Below are 17,563 nucleotides of genomic sequence, written 5' to 3'. Positions count from 1 at the left end.
CCATGTTCTTGATTATGTCTGCCGCCTATGTCGGACAGGATCTACGCGCTGAGTTTGGCGCTATTCCCCCGACTTTTTTACCGCTGGGCAATAAGCGGCTGTTTCAACATCAAGTCGCCAAAGTAGCATCAGGTAAGAGTATTTATCTTTCAGTGCCTCGCTCATATCAAGTTCAAGAGTTCGACCGCTTATGGTTGCAAGAGCACAGTGTCACGCTGCTGCCATTGCCGGATAATCTTTCGCTGGGCGAATCATTGATGGCCGCTTTGGCACTAATAGAGCGCCCATTCGATACCGACTTGAGTATCTTGTATGGTGATACGCTCATCACACTACCCACCGATCTCGATGTGGTCTCAATATCCCATGCCGACAGCACCTATAACTGGGCAACGGTTGATGAAAACAAGCCAGAATGGTTAAAAGTCGACGATGAGAACATCGATAGCCAGAGCCAAGTCGTTAGTGGCTACTTTAACTTTTCTAACCCAAGAACCTTGATTCGCTGTTTGAGCCAAACCCATTGGGACTTTCTTCAAGCCCTCAGTGCCTACCATGACATCAATGGCATAAAGACTTGCCTGTGCGATGATTGGCTCGATTTTGGCCATGTAAATACTTACTATCGCTCTAAGGCTCGCTATACGACCCAACGCGCTTTTAACTCACTCTCGATTACCCCTGATTGGATAGAAAAGAGCAGCATCAAAGATGTTAAGATCACAGCGGAATCGCGTTGGTTTCAAGCCATTCCAAACTCTGTAAAGCACTTTACACCGCAGTTTCTCGGAGAAACCTGCTTTGAAGGGCGAACAAGCTATCGCCTAGAATACCTTTACAACATGGCACTTAACGAGCTATTTGTGTTCGCTCATTTACCAGAAATGACCTGGCGACAAATACTCAAACAGATGTTGTCCTTCTTGTCCGCTTGCCAAGCCGAAGTGGCCCCCAAAGAGGCTAAGGTTGACTCGTTCGACGCTCTATTTGCTGGTAAGACGGAGCAACGCCTTCAAGAATTTTGCCGAGAGCGTGGTTATGATTGGCAGCAGCCGTGGCGGTATAATGGTCAAACCTCTATGAGCCTTAAGGCACTGCATGAAGCTAGCCTTAAGCATCTACCGGATAGCTACGAAGCAACATTAATGCACGGAGACTTCTGCTTCAGCAATATTCTCTATGATTTTCGCAAAGATAGGATCAAAGTGATCGACCCACGCGGAATCACCTCAGACAATACTCAGAGCGTCTATGGCCATCTCTATTACGATATCGCCAAGATTTGTCACTCTGTACTGGGCCTGTATGACTGGATTATTGCGGGGTACTACAGAGTAACTGCACAAAACTACTCCGTGCATTTTGAGCTTGCAGACACATCTCATTTGAACTCTGTGCAGAAGATGTTTGTCGAAGCCCTAACAGAGCAGTATCCATTAACAACACAAACGTTATACGCGATGCAAATCCAGCTTTTTTTGTCTATGCTACCGCTGCACAGTGACGATACACTTCGACAAGATGCGCTAATGGCTAACGCCTTTAGACTCAACAACTTGATGTTAGAGAGCAACCAATGATTGTTATTCCAATGGCAGGGCTAAGCTCACGTTTCTTTAAAGCTGGCTTCAACCAACCTAAATACATGCTCGAAGCGCACAATGAGACCCTATTTGCTCATGCTGTAAATAGCTTTAAGCACTATTTCGATTCTGAGCATTTTTTGTTTATCGTAAGAGACATACAAGACACACCGCAATTTGTTGAGCAGCAAGCCCGCACATTGGGAATTGCTTCGTTCGAGGTCCAAACACTCAACCAAGAAACTCGCGGTCAAGCTGAAACTGTTTATTTAGGCTGCCAACATCATCAAGATGCATCTCAGCCGATGACGATTTTTAATATCGATACCTTTAGGCCAAACTTCACCTTTCCAGAGACGTTTGCAAAGTGGGATGGCTATCTAGAGGTGTTCTCTGGCGAGGGAGATAACTGGTCCTACGCCAAACCCGTCTCTAGCGACAGCACTCAAGTCATAGAAACCGCAGAGAAAAGACGCATCTCCGATCTCTGTTGTACTGGTTTATATTACTTTTCGTCACTACAAGACTACCGAGAGAGTTACCTGCACTACCTATCGCTGCCTCCTGAGCAATGGGATAAGGGAGAGCTCTATGTTGCCCCGCTGTACAACTATCTAATTCAACAAGGTAAGAACATTCACTATCATTTGATTGAACGTAGTGATGTTATATTTTGTGGTGTTCCAGACGAGTACTACCAATTCTTAGAGCAGAAACCGTTAGCCGAGTAACACAGGATGAAGCGAATCTTAGTCATAGGCCCCTCTTGGGTCGGCGATATGGTGATGTCGCAAACCTTATACACCACCATTAAGCAGCAGCATCCTGATGCGTTGATTGATGTGATGGCACCGGCATGGTGTCGGCCAATTCTTGAGCGTATGCCAGAGGTCAATCAGGCGCTGGCTCTTCCATTCGGTCATGGTGACTTCCAGTTCATGGCACGTCGTAAACTTGGGAAGTCGTTACGTGACCAATATGAACAAGCCTTTATCCTGCCCAACTCAGCCAAGTCAGCGTTAATTCCTTGGTTTGCCGATATTCCAGTTCGTACCGGCTGGAAAGGGGAAATGCGTTACGCTCTGCTTAATGACATCCGGCTCAACAAAAAAGCCTTTCAATTTATGATTGAGCGCTACGTAGCATTAGCGCACCCAAAGGCTGAGATGACAGGTTCAGCAGTGCTTGGTGGTTTGCAGGCTCTACCCAAACCGAAGCTGCATATTGAGCCACAAGCACAGCAAGCGGCGTTAGATAAGTTTGAGCTTTCAACCCTTAGGCCTATTGTTGGCTTATGCCCGGGGGCAGAGTTTGGTCCTGCTAAGCAGTGGCCAACCGAGCACTATGCAAAGGTAGCAGAGTCGCAAATCGAGCAAGGCGCACAAGTCTGGTTGTTCGGTTCTGCTAAAGACCGCGACACCACGCAACAGATCATTGAGCATATTCCACAGCCACTTCGAGAGCATGTTGTCGATTTAGCCGGAGAGACCAGTTTGATTGAAGCGGTCGATTTGCTGGCTTGCTGTCAAACGGTAGTAAGCAATGATTCTGGCCTAATGCATGTGGCGAGTGCCGCTGGCTGTAATGTGGTTGGTGTATATGGTTCCACTTCAGATCACTACACGCCACCACTGGCAAAGAATAGTAAAGTCGTGCATACCGATATAGAGTGTCGGCCTTGCTTTAAACGCGAATGCCCATATGACCACCTAAAGTGCCTCAAAGAACTGCCTCCAAAGCAGGTACTGCAAGCGATTCAGGAGCTACAATAAGATGTGGATTCGCTGGATTTATTCGGCTTTGCTTGCATTAGCCGCGCCATTTTTGCTTGTCTCTCTCTACCAAAAGAAACCGGGTAAACCGTCATTTGGACAACGTTGGAGAGAGCACTGGGGTATAACGCCAAAAGTGGATGCTACCAATCCGCTCTGGATTCACTCGGTATCTGTCGGTGAATCGATAGCGGTCACGCCGATTATTCGAGAGCTCAAAGCTCGCCACCCTGATCTGCCGATTGTCGTTACTACCACAACCAGCACTGGTGCAGAGCAAATTGCCAAATTAGGCGATTTAGTCACCCATCGTTATATGCCACTCGACTTTACTTGGTGCGTGCGAGGCTTTTTAAAAACGATAAACCCATCACAAATGCTAATCGTCGAGACCGAACTGTGGCCTAATACCTTGCATACTGTAGCCAAAGCGGGCATTCCGATCACTGTGATTAATGCTCGATTATCTGAACGATCCTGTCGGCGCTATCAAAAATTTCAATCCGTGTTTAACTTGCTAGCGCAGAATCTGACTCAGGTGTTATGCCAATACCAAAGCGATGCTGAGCGTTTTATTCGTTTAGGACTGAACCCAAAGAAAGTGCATGTGACTGGATCGGTGAAGTTTGATATTCAAGTCACCGAAGAGCAAGTTCAAGCCAGTAAATTCCTGCGCGCCCAACTCGGTGAAAACCGTCCAGTTTGGATTGCCGCAAGTACGCATCAAGGTGAAGATGAGATTGTTCTAGAGGCGCATCAGTCTCTCCTTAAGTCTTATCCAAACTCGCTGCTTATTTTAGTTCCAAGGCATCCTGAGCGGTTCAACGATGTAGCCAGTTTATGTACAGCCAAGGGGTTTATGACTCACAGGCGTACGTCAGAAAGGCAGGAATTCGAGCATAGCCAAGTCTATATTGGTGATACGATGGGAGAAATGCTCGTCATGCTTGGTGCTGCAGATATCTGTTTTATGGGAGGTAGTCTTGTTGGAGAAAAAGTGGGGGGACATAACCTACTTGAACCTGCCGCGCTTGCTAAGCCTCTGCTGAACGGGCCCTGCTACTATAACTTTTCTGAGATAACTCAAACACTACTGAAGAATAACGCTGTTATACTTTGTGATGACGCATCCGAAATCCATCAACAACTTGTCAAACTATTCGACTCTCCAGAGCTAGCGCAACAAATGGGGAAATGTGCGCATTCCGTAGTTAAAGATAATCAAGGCGCATTAGCAAAGACCATAGAGTTGGTGATGTAGCCATCTCGAAACAGCTCCTTACTAAAAGCATTCCGTAAGTAGCCCTTCTAGTCCTATAGAACCTAGCTAGTTCATGTTTTTGCACTAAACTTTTGCAAAATTGGTTCGATATATTAGATATTCACGCTTGAGGAAAATATCAAAAAGATAAAAAAGCGATGAGTTGTCAAGGAACTGCCGTATGTTGAAAACGTTTATTATTCATGTAAGTAAAGGCTACGAAGAACGACGCCAGCACATAGACAACCATTTACCAAGTGTCGGTTTGCATCAATACGAGTTCATGCTACGCGGTGATATAAATGACCTGACAGAAGAGATAAGAAATAAGTTTTTCGCAGGAAGCTTATCTCTTCCAGCTAAGTCATGCTTTTATAAACATTATCTAGTTATGAAAGAAGTAGTGCAGCGCCAAATTCCCTCGGTGCTCGTGCTAGAAGATGATGTCATTCTACCAAGTTCATTTACCCGCGATCTTCAGCCAATCCTAGCAGAGCTAGAAAACGAGCGTAACTATGTTGTTAATATTGAAGAAGCTTCTAGCCAAGTCCCAATAACCGTTAGAAAAAAAGGCAAGCACCTCTATTTATGTAATAAAAACAAACTCACTGGTGGCTTAATTTACGACTTAGAGTTTGCCAAGAAAGCCGTCAAGTTCATTGAGAGCACACCTCAGATCTATACCGCCGATCATTGGTACAACGAACATCGCCATGATTTAAAATTCAATTTGTTTTGGTCTCACCCTACTTTAGTAAAGCAGGGAAGTAAAAATGGATTATTTAGTAGTGGGATCAGTAATAAACAGCGAGGATACACACCCGCCATACGCGCTTGGTTTAGAGATAGATACAAAAAGTACATCTTATGCAATCTAAGACAACGAAACATTAATTGCTTTAAGAACGTCCCTTATTACACTGAGTAATAGCTTGAACAAGTCGCCTCATTACTAAGCGACTTCCTATGCTCTCAACGCATGCTACTCTTTTGAACAAACCGGTTGTGCCCAACAACGACTGTATCGGCAGGTACGTCTTTGGTCACAACTGCGTTTGCACCTATCATAACGTTGTCGCCGATAGTAATATCTCCCACCGCAACTGCACCTGAATAGATAATTACGTTATTTCCAATGGTTGGCATTCCTGTTCTATCTTTGTGAGGACCGCCTAAGGTCACATTTTGAAATATTATAACATTATCACCAATCACAGCTTCGCCACCAATAACGATGCTAACAGCATGCCCGACAGAAAAACCATGCCCAATTTGAGCCTTTCTAGATATATCACAGTGGTGCTTTCGATATATTTGTCTCTGAACCTTTCTTGCAAACCAGTCTAAGTTAATGCTTCGATACAGTCTCATCAAAATAATTCGCTTTTCTAATAGCTTACTAGGATCACCCGTAAACAGCATTGAAAGACTTAACCTTATGATTTGTAATATTGATTTCACACAGAATCCCTCGAACTCATACTATTCGTTATTTAAATACTTAGAATTGGTCGCTATAACCTTGTTGCAATGGTAACCAATCATTCTCAGACCAATGAATTGCAAAGCGCTGGCACTCTTTGGCGAAAGAGCGCTTCAATCGCCCCAAGTTTTTTTTCTTCCAATGCTCACCCGCTTCTTTGCGACATTTATCAAAATCGATAATCCAAACCGCTTGGTCACTATCAAGCAAGATATTGTGAATATTGAGGTCAGTATGATTGACCTGCTGCTGGTGCATCTTTCCTATCATCTCACCGATTTGATAATACGCCTGCTCACTTAGCTTGCCTTGTTTAAGAATGGCGACCAAGTCTTGCGCGTCCGCAATCTTCTCAATCAACAGATCCGCTGTGTAGGTTAACCCTGACTTTTCAACCTTTGCCGCAATCGGTTTAGGCACGTTGACGCCAGCTTGCTTTAACTGGTCAAGGAGCATCAACTCTTGATAGGCTCGGGTTTGATCCCAACCAGTAAACAGATATTTATCTTCCACCAGCTTGCCAAACAAACCTCCACGCCGGTAGTGACGCAATGCAGCATGACATTGCCCCATATCAACGAACCAAGTGGTACCGCGACCTTGGGCACTGCCCAACACCCGCTGTTGCTGTTGCCAATAACTCGGGTCAAACAGCAATTCGCTCGGCTGGTCAATTAAACTGCCGTCGTACCATATTACCTGATTTCCTTGCTTGTACTGCTTGATCATTGTTGTTTGGCCTATTCAATGCGGTGAATTGAGTGGAGGCAATATTTTACATTCATTCGCCCTATCTGCATAATTCAGCTTAGTTAATCTACACTTGGACCCTCTATGGCTCTATTTACTGCTGCTCCAAAAAATTTGTGTGTGCTGCGCCTCTCTGCAATCGGTGATGTTTGCCATGCTATCTCTGTCGTGCAAGCTATCCAGCAGCACTGGCCAAGCACAAAAATCACTTGGGTGGTCGGTAAGGTCGAAGCGCAACTGATCAATGACTTACCTAACATTAACGTGATTGTGTTTGATAAGAAGCAGGGCTTGCAAGGGATGCGTAACGTATGGAAGCAGTTAGCCGAGACTCGATTTGATGTGCTACTGCATATGCAAGCCGCACTGAGAGCAAGTATGCTCTCTTTGGGGATAAAAGCGCATTATCGTGTCGGCTTTAGTCGCAATCGCAGCCGCGAAGGGCAATACCTGTTTACCAATCGCCATTTGCCTGATACTGAGGCATTTCACGTATTAGATAATTTCGCGGAGTTTGCTCGCTATCTAGGAGTCCCTATGGGCAAACCAAGCTGGAACATTCCTCTGAGTGAGCAAGATAGAGCTTTCGCTAGCGGGAAAATCCGTGAGCGCACCTTGGTGATATGCCCAGCGGCAAGCAAGGATGAGCGAAACTGGCTCGTCGAGCGCTACGCTGAAGTAGCAGACTATGCGGCCAGCCTCGGTATGGACGTTGTGTTATGCGGCTCGCCAAGTCAACGCGAGCGCACGCTTGGCGAAACTATACAACATCACTCTAAAACCAAAATCACTAACCTGATCGGCCAAACCAGCCTCAAGCAGTTGACCGCTGTTCTAGCCCAGGCCCAAGTCGTCATTGCGCCAGATTCAGGCCCTGCACACATTGCCACTACACAAGGTACACCTGTGATCGGTTTATACGCACACAGTAACCCGAAGCGAACTGGCCCATACAATAGTCAAGCCTATGTAGTGAGCTGTTATGACACGTGCATCCAACAGCAAGATAAATCAGGCTCATGGGGTGCTCGCGCGAAAGGTGATACACTGATGGAAAACATCACGGTTCAGTCTGTCATTAAATCACTGGATAAGGTTCTGAATTCAAACCATGAGCAACCGCTAACATGACTACCTCAAGAAGCATTGGCGTTCTAATGATCGTCAAAAATGCAGAGCAACATCTCGAGAAGACATTGTCTTCTGTCTCTGGCTGGGTGAATGAGCTCGTCATACTCGACTCTGGAAGTACAGATAACACTTTAGCCATCGCCCAAAAATATACCGACAAGGTATACCACCAAGATTGGCTGGGATTTGGCCCTCAACGTCAAAAAGCCCAAAGCTACATGACCAGCGACTGGGTATTACCATTGGATTCTGACGAAGAAGTATCTGCAGAATTGAAACAAGCGATTATCCATGCCGTAAATCACGATGATGGAAAATCCGTATATCAAATCAATCGCTTAACCGAAGCTTTCGGTAAGTTTATTCGTCATTCTGGTTGGTACCCTGACCGTGTCACTCGTTTATACCCTCGCCTTGCGACGCAATACAATGATGCCTTGGTCCATGAGTCCGTGGTGATTCCAGCAGGTTTCAAGGTACGACAGCTTGAAGGGGATCTGTTCCACTATACTATCGATTCGATGCCCAATTACGTCAGTAAAACCCAGCAATATATGAAAGCATGGGCTGACCAACGTGAAGGGAAAAAGCGAGTCACCCTCGGCGGTGCAATTGCGCACGGCTTTTTCCGCTTCGTTAAGATGTATATTCTCAAGCGCGGATTCTTGGATGGCCGGCATGGGCTATTGCTCGCGCTATTAAGTGCCAATACCACCTTTACTCGATACGCCGATCTATGGTTGAGAGAGTATATGAAGAACCAGCAAGGCTCGAAATAATCGCTCCCTATGAAGATATGTCATGTAAACCTCGCCTCTGGCTATCACGGCGGTGAAAATCAAACGCTCCAACTGATCAAACAGCAAGTTGAGCTCGGTTATGACCTGACTGTGGTCGCTAATCCTAGCAGCCCTTTTGCCGATGCTGTTCAAGCTCTCGGCTGCCACTATGTCCCAACCAAACATTTTTTGCTCAAACACCAAAAGTCGATTACTCAAGGTTGTCAGGCGATACATGTACATGAAGGTAGAGCGATTTACTGGGCGCTGATCCAGCACCTACTTTATGGCGTGCCTTATATTGTCACCCGTCGTATTGATAATCCTTTGAAAAAAAAATGGCTCTCCAACCTCGCATACAGCAAAGCCAGCATGCTGGTTGGTCTCAGTCGAGAAATTGTGTCTCGCATTCAGCAAGCTTTCCCGGGCCGTGAGGTTCACTGTATTCCGAGCAGCCCAGTTCGTTACCCTAATCAGAAAGAATGCATTGAAGCGATTAAAGAAAGATTTGGTCACGACTATTTAGTGATCCATGCGGCCAACATGTTGGGTCATAAGGGGTTTGATGTCACCATAGAGGCAGCCAGACGCTTAGACAAGCAAGACAGTAACATCCACTTCGCTCTACTTGGAGACGGCAAAGCGCGAACCGAACTTGAAGCTCAAGCAAAAGGACTGAGCAATGTCAGCTTTGTAGGTAAGCAATCGGATATGGGCAATTGGTTTGCCGCTGCGGATATGCTGGTCCATCCCTCTTATTCAGAAGGCTTGGGGTCAGTGATTCTCGAAGCGCTAGATGCCGGTTTGCCTGTTACAGCAAGTAACGCTGGAGGGATACCAGATATTATCGAACATCAGTGTTCTGGCTTGTTAATCGAGCCAGGCAATGGAGAACAACTCGCTCAAGCTGTGTTGGAAATCAAAAACAACCATGAGCTGAACGCTTCCCTTCTCGCTGGCGCACAAGAAAAGCTGAAAGAGTTCCGTATTGAACATACAGCTCAGCGCTATCAATCGCTCTACTTGTTACTCAGCAAACAAGGTATTAACTAAAGAATAATCCGATTATGAAAAAGAAAGTTATCTACCCAGGCACATTCGACCCCATCACCAATGGGCACTTAGATATTATCAAGCGTGCCGCCGATATGTTTGATGAAGTGATTATCGCGGTTGCCGCTAGCCCGAGCAAAAATACCCTGTTTACACTTGATGAGCGGGTGAAGTTCGTCGCTGATGTTACTCACTCCTTACCCAATGTCACGGCAAAAGGGTTCGCAGGCTTAATGGTCGACTTCGCCAAGCAAGAGCAGGCCAATGTGTTAATTCGCGGACTACGCACTACGGTCGACTTTGAATACGAGTTTGGCCTCACCAATATGTATCGTCGGTTGATGCCAGGGCTAGAGAGCGTGTTTCTGACACCAGCTGAAGAGTATGCGTTTCTCTCTTCGACTATCGTGCGTGAGGTAGCAATTCATGGTGGAGATGTGACGAGCTTTGTGCCTGAGGTGGTGGCCAAAGCGCTGATGGCAAAGGCCAAGATTTGAGTCAGTTTCTAGAAGCGAGCTCCTAGGTTTTTGAATCATCATTCCGTAAGTGAGGAACGAGCTATACGGAATCTGAGGCTGGCGTACTAACCAATTAGATCCTGAATCACGCTCGTGCCTCGCTGTTCAGGATGACGGTACCCTAGCCGATTAAATACCGAAGTATTCCTTGTACCAATCAGCAAATGCCTTGGCACCTTGCTCAATCTTCACTTGCGGCTTGTAGCCGACCGCGTCAAATAAGTCTTCGGTATCAGCATAGGTAGCGTACACATCACCAGGCTGCATGGGCATAAAGTTCTTCTTCGCCTCAATGCCAAGTGCTTCTTCAAGCGCTTCAACATAATCCATCAGCTTCACTGGGCTGCCATGGCCAATGTTAAACACACGGTATGGTGCAGAGCTAGTTGCTGGTGAACCACTCTCTACTGTCCATTCAGGCTGTTTAGTAGGAATCGTGTCCTGAACTCGGATAATCCCCTCAACAATGTCATCAATGTAAGTAAAGTCGCGCATCATGTCGCCATTGTTGTAAATGTCGATCTCTTTACCCGCAACAATCAAGTTTGCGAATTTGAACATCGCCATATCCGGCCTGCTCCACGGCCCATACACAGTAAAGAATCTTAAGCCTGTGGTCGGAATACCATACAAGTGCGAATAGGTATGTGCCATCAACTCATTGGACTTTTTCGTCGCTGCATACAGAGAGATGGGATGATCGACACTGTCTTGCGTATGGAATGGCATTTTCTGATTGAGGCCATAAACGGAGCTCGATGAAGCATAAACGAGGTGTTCAACCTTATTATGGCGACAGCCTTCAAGAATAGCTAAGTGACCAACAAGGTTGCTATCGGCATACGCCATTGGGTTATCAATTGAGTAACGTACGCCCGCTTGAGCCGCTAGGTGAATTACACGGTCAAACCCTTGCTCAGCAAACAGTGACGCGATGCCCTCTCTGTCTGCCAAATCCAGCTTGATAAAGGTAAAGTTGTCATGTGCAATTCGCTTGAGTCGCGCTTCTTTTAGCGAAACATCATAGTAATCATTGAGGTTATCAATACCCACAACTGTGTGCCCAGCGGCGCACAAACGCTCAGTGACCGCTGAGCCAATAAAACCAGCTGCGCCCGATACTAAATACTTCATTTTGTCACTCTCGACTCTAGATAATTACACAAATTGTAACGACTAGTCCCCTAAACAGCTAGTCATTAAAAATTAACCCTGGTTCAGTTTTTTATAACTGACACTGGTCGCAAAAAAACGTGTTCCTTTGGCCAATTTTTTGTTCTTCGATAGGCTCACCGCAATCTGGGCAAGGCTGCCCGGCTTTGCCGTACATTTGTAGTTCTTGCGCAAAGTAACCCGGCTTACCATCCGCTTGAGCAAAGTCTTTGAGAGTGGTGCCACCTTGTTTTATTGCGGTGGCGAGCACTTGCTTGATCTCATCTACCAATAATACCCACTCTTGGCGTTTGAGGCTTCCTGCCGCTCTAGTTGGGTGAATACGGGCGCTAAATAGCGATTCGTTGGCGTAGATATTCCCCACCCCGACCACCACTTTGTTGTCCATAATAAATTGCTTCACCGCCACACGCTTACCCTGCGCCTTGGCTGCCATGTAATCAGCACTGAACGCCTCGGTCAGCGGCTCTGGGCCCATTGCACCCAGAGCGGCGTGATGGCCATCTTCAGTCCATAGCCAGGCACCGAAACGTCTTGGATCGTTATAACGCAAGACTTTGCCATTGGTCAGTTTCAAATCGACATGATCGTGCTTGGCAGGCGCAATCTCTGCATCGAGTACGCGCAGTGAACCCGACATCCCCAAATGAACAATCGCACTACCTACATCAGTTTCAATCAGCAAGTACTTAGCTCGGCGACTGATATTGCGAATCACCTGCCCTTCCATTTTTTTTAAATCTTGTGGAATATCCCAACGTAACTTGGGAGTACGAAAGGTCAGCTTAGCAACGGTTTGACCGACTAAGTGAGGCGAGATCCCCATTTTGCTCACTTCCACTTCAGGTAATTCTGGCATGCTTGTTCCTAGGTGTGGCTTACAAATATTACTCTGGCATAAGATAGCGAGGTTCAACCGAAATGGCTATCCACTTGTCTTGCCAATTTTTTAGTAGCCAAAACTGTGGGGTTTGATAGTAAGTGACTCTTTGCGGCTCTTCCTGATCGAGATACCAAACCTCGATCGTTTGCGGCTCTGTTAATTGCGCTTTCAAATTGGCAAAATCATTCGCCGGGACTTCCGTTCCAACCAAATCTTGCCAACGTTGTGCGAGCTCTTGTGCTGGGATCGCACTAGTCACAGAGCTACGCCAGCCACCTTCGAGTTTTTCCAAAGACCAATCGCTAAAGTGCAACGCTTGTAATTGCGCCGATGGATTAAGCAAAAAGGGGTAAGTGCTTGTCACGACAGGCGTGTCGTCAAGGAGATAGGTTTTGATCAGTGTCGGCAGGTTGAGCACTGCGATAAATGCAATCACGCCCAAGATAAGAATGTTGTTCCAGCGCCGACGACGTTTTGGTGAGACTCGCATACCACTTCCCTATAGCTTTGATATAACGAGTATAAATTGCAGATAATAAAAAACCCAACTATATCGCTATAGTTGGGTTTTCAATTCATGCTTCCCGAAGGAAGTTCAAAGAAGAGTCAATTACTTGATTTTAGCTTCTTTGTACATAACGTGCTGGCGAACGACAGGATCAAATTTCTTGATCTCAAATTTGCCTGGCATGTTACGTTTGTTCTTATCAGTCGTGTAGAAGTGACCAGTACCTGCAGAAGATACTAGACGAATTTTCTCACGTACGCCTTTCTTTGCCATTGTCTATTTCCTCTTAAACGTTTACGCCGTTTGCACGGATATCAACAAGAACAGCATCGATGCCTTTCTTGTCGATGATACGCATACCTTTAGCAGATAGACGTAGTTTAACAAAACGTTTTTCGCTCTCTACCCAGAAACGATGAGTTTGTAGGTTCGGCAGAAAACGACGCTTAGTAGCATTGCGTGCGTGTGAACGGTTGTTACCCGTTACTGGACGCTTACCAGTTACTTGGCATACTCGTGACATGAATGTCTTCTCCAAAATCGTTTCAGCTCGATATCAACCTTGGTGGCCGAACCTCTCAGTTTCTAAATTAGAAGTTTGAGGTCTTATACCGCTATGGAAACCCATACAAGGCTATCAAAGGTCGCGCATTATACTAACTTGATTAGCATTGCTCAAGACCCGAACAGATCCTTTTTACAGGTTTTCGTGATCTTTTTTAGGCAGAGCTGATTTATGTGCTAAAAAATGTCGGGCGATTGTAGCAGAAATCAGCGAACTCACAACTAAAAATGTGATTTAAATCCAACCACGCTCAGCGAAAGAGACAATCTCACCATCGCCTACTACAAAGTGGTCCAAGACCCGAATATCAACCAATGCCAGTGCATCCGTTATACGACGGGTGATGCGGCGATCACTTTGGCTTGGCTCTGCCACTCCTGACGGGTGATTGTGCGCCAAAATTAATGCCGCAGAATTGTGCTCCAATGCACGTTTTACCACTTCACGAGGATAAACAGAAGCGGCATCAATGGTGCCTTGGAATAATGCCTCGCCACTGATCACTCGGTGTTGGTTGTCTAAAAACAAGACATAAAACTCTTCTCTGTGTTTATCACGCAGTAAACCCGATAGATAAAGCTTGGTCTGTTCAGGGCTTGTTAATGCGTCACCTCGCTTAAGGGTTTCGCTCAAATAACGCTGGGTCATCTCTAATACCGCTTGCAACTGAACGTACTTAGCCACACCAAGCCCTTTGTAGGCGCAGAACTGATCCAACTCAGAAGAGAAGAGGGCCCGCAAAGAGCCAAATTCATCGATCAGAAAGTCAGACAACGCAATCACATTCATGCCTTGTGTTCCGGTGCGCAGGAAAATAGCCAGTAATTCTGCGTCTGTGAGTGCCTGAGGCCCATGAGAAAGCAATTTCTCACGCGGCATCGAGGCTTTCGGTAATTCCATCTGTTGTCACTAACCCTGTAGGGGAGGTGGCTAGAGCCTAACCAAAAAAAGCGTCTAGGTGACGGTGGGTTTATTAGCTTGCGAACCATGGCGCTTGATTGTGTAACCTTATAGTTACTCAATAGCGAACGATGGATAACCACAGACGGGTCACTCGCCACTCTAAACGCAGCATGGTATCTTACGGGCAGAAATTGTAAGGAAGATCATCATGCAAACACTCGCAGGCAAAAAGATCCTTTTAGGTATTAGCGGTGGTATCGCTGCTTATAAATGTGCTGAACTCACCCGCCGGCTAATAGAACGCGGCGCTGATGTACAAGTGGTGATGACCACCGCCGCCAAAGAATTTATCACACCACTTACTATGCAGGCCGTGTCTGGCAGACCCGTATCTGACAGCTTACTTGACCCAGCCGCCGAAGCGTCCATGGGACACATCGAGTTAGCCAAATGGGCTGATTTGGTTCTGCTCGCTCCGGCAACGGCGGATCTTATCGCACGTGTATCGGCAGGAATGGGTAACGACCTACTTACCACCTTAGTGTTGGCTAGCGACTCACCCATCGCCGTTTCTCCGGCCATGAATCAGCAAATGTATCGCAATGTGGCCACACAAGAAAATATCGCCACGCTTGAGCGCCGCGGTATGCAGATCTGGGGCCCGGCAGCGGGTGAGCAAGCTTGTGGTGATGTTGGCCCTGGGCGAATGTTAGAGCCAATGCAGTTAGTTGATCTCTGCGAGCAGTTTTTCTCCGACAAGCCACTGAAAGGGAAGTCTGTGGTGATCACCGCAGGCCCAACGCGAGAAGCGATTGATCCGGTGCGTTATATTTCCAATCACAGCTCAGGAAAAATGGGCTTTGCCCTTGCCAGCGCAGCCGAGCAACTCGGCGCCAAGGTAACCCTGCTCTCAGGCCCTGTTGCCCTACCAACACCAGCAGGCGTCACCCGCATTGATGTGGATAGCGCACAAAGCATGTTTGACGCGGCGATGAAAACGGCTCCTGAACACGATGTTTTTATCGGCTGCGCGGCTATCGCCGACTATCGACCAGCCACGGTTGCCACCCAGAAAATCAAAAAAGCCGATGATAACGATGAGATGACCATCACCATGGTTAAAAACCCTGATATTGTCGCGTCGGTCGCCGCTCTGGTGCAATCTCGACCTTTTACCGTTGGTTTTGCCGCTGAAACGCAAGATGTAGAGCACTACGCTCGCACTAAGCTTCTCAAAAAGAATCTAGATATGATTTGTGCTAACGATGTCTCTATCGCCGGGCAAGGCTTCAATAGCAACGACAACGCAATCACCTTATACTGGAAAGAGGGTGAGCAATCACTTACCCTTGCATCAAAACAACACATTGCAACGCAAATCATGATGGCCATCGCGCAGCAAATAGAAGCGTAAAGCTCATTGTTGCTATCTCGTAAAGATCATAGTTGCGATCTCGCAAAGATTATAGTTGCTAGCTAAAGCAACACTTCGCGATCAATAGGGCAGGTCATCGGTTGTCTGGTGTTGAATTGCTTAGACTCAACACCTTTTTATTCAGAAATGGTAACAAAAGGAACAGGTTCATGGCCGGAACAAGAAAAACCAACCGCCGAGATGAAATTTTGCAAGCCTTAGCAGAGATGCTTGAGTCTAATGAAGGCGCTTCGCGTATTACGACAGCAAAACTGGCGAAACAAGTTGGCGTATCTGAAGCCGCGCTCTATCGTCATTTTCCGAGTAAAGCACGCATGTTTGAGGGGCTTATCGAATTTATCGAAGAGTCACTGATGTCGCGCATTAATCGCATCCAAGATGAAGAAAAAGACACCCTGACCCGCATTCGCTTGGTGCTACAATTGATTTTAGCGTTTGCTGAACGCAATCCTGGTTTAAGTCGGATTTTGTCGGGCCACGCACTGATGTTTGAAAATGAGCGTCTGCGCGAGCGCATCAACCAACTGTTCGAGCGCATTGAAACCTCACTGCGCCAGATCTTGCGCGAGCGTATGCTGCGTGAAGGGAAATCCTTTCCGGTCAATGAAACGATATTAGCCGCTCAACTGCTTGGTCAAGTCGAGGGCAGCCTCAATCGTTTCGTCCGTAGCGACTTTAAATATCAACCCACTGCAAATTTTGAAGAGTATTGGGCGCTGCTCAGCGCACAAATTAAGTAATCGTTATGAGTAAAGAACAGTACAACCAAGCCCCGACATTTTCGTTCGCGTTATTACACCCTAAATATTGGGGGGTATGGTTAGGCTTCGGCCTGCTCGCGCTCATCGTTAACCTATTGCCCTATTCTATTTTGTATCGAATTGGACGAGGTCTCGGTAAGCTCGGTATGAAGTTCGGCAAGTCCCGAGTTAAAGTGGCACGACGCAACCTCGAACTGGCCTTTCCTGAAATGGCTCCGTTAGAACGCGAGAGAATGGTTGAAGAGAACTTCAAAAACACCGGCATGGCGCTAATCGAAACTGGCATCACCTGGTTTTGGCCAACTTGGCGCTTTAAGCGCCGAATTGTCGCTAAAGACGTTGACTTACTACATCAATACAAGGCGCAAGGTAAAGGAGTTCTGCTGTGCTGCGTACATGCACTGAATCTAGAGATCACAGCGCGCGCGTTTGCGGTACTCGGTCTTGGTGGTTATGGCGCATTTCGCCCGCACAACAACCCTGCCTATAACTTGATCCAATATTGGGGCCGAACACACGATGGCAACGTATTGATAGACAGAAAAGACCTTAAGCAGATGATTCGCGTTATGCGTGACGGCGAGCGCTTATTTTACCTACCAGACCACGACTATGGCCGTAATAAGTCAGTCTTTGTTCCCTTTTTTTCGGTTCCAGATGCCTGTACTACCACAGGCACCAGTATCCTTGCCTACACCAGTAAAGCGGCTATTGTGATGGGATCGGGCTTTCGCAATGATGAAGGGCGATATGAGATTATTGCCAACAAATCGGTTGAAGAAGAGTACCCTCAAAAAGACGAAAAAGCCGCCGCCGCCTACATGAATAAACATGTAGAAGAGGTAATTTTGCGCGCCCCAGAACAATGGATGTGGTTACATAAGCGCTATAAAACCATGGAAGATCCGAACGCCGAGAGAGGGGTTCGCTACAAATAGAGTGACGAGTTAAAACGTTTAAGGGTTGATGGATATGCGTCAACCCTTTTCTTTTAATATCTATCAA

20 protein-coding genes are annotated in these 17,563 nt (G+C 46.6%); 12 read left to right on the top strand and 8 right to left on the bottom strand.

Annotation, left to right across the window (positions count from 1 at the left end; genetic code table 11):
- The first annotated feature begins 2 nt into the window (after positions 1-2).
- From CDZ87_RS10645 to CDZ87_RS10625, 5 genes are all read left to right on the top strand, one after another.
- Positions 3-1,580, top strand: coding sequence for a phosphotransferase (locus CDZ87_RS10645; protein WP_172953578.1), 1,578 nt, complete (start codon positions 3-5; stop codon positions 1,578-1,580).
- Positions 1,577-2,314 carry a glycosyltransferase family 2 protein gene (locus CDZ87_RS10640; protein ID WP_100753525.1) on the top strand — a complete coding sequence of 246 codons (738 nt, stop codon included), beginning with the start codon at positions 1,577-1,579 and terminating at the stop codon, positions 2,312-2,314. Before CDZ87_RS10645 ends, CDZ87_RS10640 begins: the two co-directional genes overlap by 4 nt.
- 6 nt (positions 2,315-2,320) lie before the next feature.
- Positions 2,321-3,355, top strand: a complete 1,035-nt coding sequence (gene waaF / locus CDZ87_RS10635) for a lipopolysaccharide heptosyltransferase II (RefSeq protein ID WP_100753524.1) — start codon at positions 2,321-2,323, stop codon at positions 3,353-3,355.
- Position 3,356: 1 nt separating this feature from the next.
- Entirely contained in the window at positions 3,357-4,616 is a 1,260-nt protein-coding gene (gene waaA / locus CDZ87_RS10630; protein WP_100753523.1) for a lipid IV(A) 3-deoxy-D-manno-octulosonic acid transferase, read from the top strand.
- 181 nt (positions 4,617-4,797) lie between these two features.
- A complete protein-coding gene (locus tag CDZ87_RS10625; RefSeq protein WP_100753522.1) occupies positions 4,798-5,544 on the top strand; it encodes a glycosyltransferase family 25 protein in 747 nt (248 codons plus the stop codon).
- A gap of 44 nt (positions 5,545-5,588) precedes the next feature.
- Here the strand turns inward: CDZ87_RS10625 and CDZ87_RS10620 are convergent, their stop codons facing one another.
- Together CDZ87_RS10620 and CDZ87_RS10615 are read right to left on the bottom strand one after the other, a co-directional pair.
- Positions 5,589-6,077 (bottom strand): serine O-acetyltransferase, encoded by a 489-nt coding sequence (locus tag CDZ87_RS10620; protein WP_157806460.1) that lies wholly within the window; start codon positions 6,075-6,077, stop codon positions 5,589-5,591.
- Positions 6,078-6,117: 40 nt separating this feature from the next.
- On the bottom strand, positions 6,118-6,828 hold the full coding sequence (locus CDZ87_RS10615) for a 3-deoxy-D-manno-octulosonic acid kinase (protein WP_100753520.1): 711 nt from the start codon (positions 6,826-6,828) through the stop codon (positions 6,118-6,120).
- 105 nt (positions 6,829-6,933) lie between these two features.
- On the opposite strand from CDZ87_RS10615, the gene CDZ87_RS10610 reads away from it, so the two are divergent.
- The 4 genes from CDZ87_RS10610 to coaD are packed head-to-tail and all read left to right on the top strand — an operon-like array spanning position 6,934 to position 10,309.
- Positions 6,934-7,980, top strand: a complete 1,047-nt coding sequence (locus CDZ87_RS10610) for a glycosyltransferase family 9 protein (protein WP_100753519.1) — start codon at positions 6,934-6,936, stop codon at positions 7,978-7,980.
- Positions 7,977-8,759 carry a glycosyltransferase family 2 protein gene (locus CDZ87_RS10605; protein ID WP_100753518.1) on the top strand — a complete coding sequence of 261 codons (783 nt, stop codon included), beginning with the start codon at positions 7,977-7,979 and terminating at the stop codon, positions 8,757-8,759. The genes CDZ87_RS10610 and CDZ87_RS10605 overlap by 4 nt, the downstream gene beginning before the upstream one ends.
- Before the next feature lie 9 nt (positions 8,760-8,768).
- Positions 8,769-9,812: a glycosyltransferase family 4 protein gene (locus CDZ87_RS10600; protein WP_100753517.1), complete on the top strand. Its 1,044-nt coding sequence runs from the start codon at positions 8,769-8,771 to the stop codon at positions 9,810-9,812.
- A gap of 14 nt (positions 9,813-9,826) precedes the next feature.
- Complete coding sequence (gene coaD, locus CDZ87_RS10595; RefSeq protein ID WP_100753516.1) at positions 9,827-10,309, top strand: pantetheine-phosphate adenylyltransferase; 483 nt, start codon at positions 9,827-9,829, stop codon at positions 10,307-10,309.
- 150 nt (positions 10,310-10,459) lie between these two features.
- Here the strand turns inward: coaD and CDZ87_RS10590 are convergent, their stop codons facing one another.
- From CDZ87_RS10590 to radC, 6 genes are all read right to left on the bottom strand, one after another.
- Entirely contained in the window at positions 10,460-11,464 is a 1,005-nt protein-coding gene (locus CDZ87_RS10590; RefSeq protein WP_100753515.1) for an NAD-dependent epimerase, read from the bottom strand.
- A 91-nt stretch (positions 11,465-11,555) separates the two neighbouring features.
- Positions 11,556-12,362 carry a bifunctional DNA-formamidopyrimidine glycosylase/DNA-(apurinic or apyrimidinic site) lyase gene (mutM, locus tag CDZ87_RS10585; protein WP_100753514.1) on the bottom strand — a complete coding sequence of 269 codons (807 nt, stop codon included), beginning with the start codon at positions 12,360-12,362 and terminating at the stop codon, positions 11,556-11,558.
- Between the two features lie 28 nt (positions 12,363-12,390).
- Entirely contained in the window at positions 12,391-12,876 is a 486-nt protein-coding gene (locus CDZ87_RS10580) for a hypothetical protein (RefSeq protein ID WP_100753513.1), read from the bottom strand.
- 120 nt (positions 12,877-12,996) lie between these two features.
- Positions 12,997-13,167, bottom strand: a complete 171-nt coding sequence (gene rpmG, locus CDZ87_RS10575) for a 50S ribosomal protein L33 (protein ID WP_004410866.1) — start codon at positions 13,165-13,167, stop codon at positions 12,997-12,999.
- Between the two features lie 13 nt (positions 13,168-13,180).
- A complete protein-coding gene (gene rpmB, locus CDZ87_RS10570; RefSeq protein ID WP_004743834.1) occupies positions 13,181-13,417 on the bottom strand; it encodes a 50S ribosomal protein L28 in 237 nt (78 codons plus the stop codon).
- A gap of 276 nt (positions 13,418-13,693) precedes the next feature.
- Positions 13,694-14,359 (bottom strand): RadC family protein, encoded by a 666-nt coding sequence (radC, locus tag CDZ87_RS10565; RefSeq protein WP_100753512.1) that lies wholly within the window; start codon positions 14,357-14,359, stop codon positions 13,694-13,696.
- A 211-nt stretch (positions 14,360-14,570) separates the two neighbouring features.
- Between radC and coaBC the strand changes: the two genes are divergently transcribed.
- From coaBC to lpxL, 3 genes are all read left to right on the top strand, one after another.
- Entirely contained in the window at positions 14,571-15,776 is a 1,206-nt protein-coding gene (gene coaBC / locus CDZ87_RS10560; RefSeq protein ID WP_100753511.1) for a bifunctional phosphopantothenoylcysteine decarboxylase/phosphopantothenate--cysteine ligase CoaBC, read from the top strand.
- 170 nt (positions 15,777-15,946) lie between these two features.
- Complete coding sequence (gene slmA, locus CDZ87_RS10555; protein ID WP_038175409.1) at positions 15,947-16,537, top strand: nucleoid occlusion factor SlmA; 591 nt, start codon at positions 15,947-15,949, stop codon at positions 16,535-16,537.
- A 5-nt stretch (positions 16,538-16,542) separates the two neighbouring features.
- A complete protein-coding gene (gene lpxL, locus CDZ87_RS10550) occupies positions 16,543-17,496 on the top strand; it encodes an LpxL/LpxP family Kdo(2)-lipid IV(A) lauroyl/palmitoleoyl acyltransferase (RefSeq protein ID WP_100753510.1) in 954 nt (317 codons plus the stop codon).
- Positions 17,497-17,563: the final 67 nt, after the last annotated feature.

Source organism: Vibrio salilacus (genome assembly GCF_002811245.1).
GTDB classification, from domain to species: domain Bacteria; phylum Pseudomonadota; class Gammaproteobacteria; order Enterobacterales; family Vibrionaceae; genus Vibrio; species Vibrio salilacus.
This window is presented reverse-complemented; position numbering and strand designations above follow the sequence as displayed.

Coding starts and splice junctions, on each gene's coding strand:
- CDZ87_RS10580 (WP_100753513.1), bottom strand. CDS start 12,876: ATGCGAGTCTCACCAAAACGTCGTCGGCGCTGGAACAACATTCTTATC.
- waaF (WP_100753524.1), top strand. CDS start 2,321: ATGAAGCGAATCTTAGTCATAGGCCCCTCTTGGGTCGGCGATATGGTG.
- CDZ87_RS10600 (WP_100753517.1), top strand. CDS start 8,769: ATGAAGATATGTCATGTAAACCTCGCCTCTGGCTATCACGGCGGTGAA.
- CDZ87_RS10625 (WP_100753522.1), top strand. CDS start 4,798: ATGTTGAAAACGTTTATTATTCATGTAAGTAAAGGCTACGAAGAACGA.
- slmA (WP_038175409.1), top strand. CDS start 15,947: ATGGCCGGAACAAGAAAAACCAACCGCCGAGATGAAATTTTGCAAGCC.
- CDZ87_RS10605 (WP_100753518.1), top strand. CDS start 7,977: ATGACTACCTCAAGAAGCATTGGCGTTCTAATGATCGTCAAAAATGCA.
- CDZ87_RS10610 (WP_100753519.1), top strand. CDS start 6,934: ATGGCTCTATTTACTGCTGCTCCAAAAAATTTGTGTGTGCTGCGCCTC.
- CDZ87_RS10645 (WP_172953578.1), top strand. CDS start 3: ATGTTCTTGATTATGTCTGCCGCCTATGTCGGACAGGATCTACGCGCT.
- CDZ87_RS10615 (WP_100753520.1), bottom strand. CDS start 6,828: ATGATCAAGCAGTACAAGCAAGGAAATCAGGTAATATGGTACGACGGC.
- waaA (WP_100753523.1), top strand. CDS start 3,357: ATGTGGATTCGCTGGATTTATTCGGCTTTGCTTGCATTAGCCGCGCCA.
- rpmB (WP_004743834.1), bottom strand. CDS start 13,417: ATGTCACGAGTATGCCAAGTAACTGGTAAGCGTCCAGTAACGGGTAAC.
- CDZ87_RS10590 (WP_100753515.1), bottom strand. CDS start 11,464: ATGAAGTATTTAGTATCGGGCGCAGCTGGTTTTATTGGCTCAGCGGTC.
- CDZ87_RS10640 (WP_100753525.1), top strand. CDS start 1,577: ATGATTGTTATTCCAATGGCAGGGCTAAGCTCACGTTTCTTTAAAGCT.
- coaD (WP_100753516.1), top strand. CDS start 9,827: ATGAAAAAGAAAGTTATCTACCCAGGCACATTCGACCCCATCACCAAT.
- radC (WP_100753512.1), bottom strand. CDS start 14,359: ATGGAATTACCGAAAGCCTCGATGCCGCGTGAGAAATTGCTTTCTCAT.
- mutM (WP_100753514.1), bottom strand. CDS start 12,362: ATGCCAGAATTACCTGAAGTGGAAGTGAGCAAAATGGGGATCTCGCCT.
- rpmG (WP_004410866.1), bottom strand. CDS start 13,167: ATGGCAAAGAAAGGCGTACGTGAGAAAATTCGTCTAGTATCTTCTGCA.
- lpxL (WP_100753510.1), top strand. CDS start 16,543: ATGAGTAAAGAACAGTACAACCAAGCCCCGACATTTTCGTTCGCGTTA.
- coaBC (WP_100753511.1), top strand. CDS start 14,571: ATGCAAACACTCGCAGGCAAAAAGATCCTTTTAGGTATTAGCGGTGGT.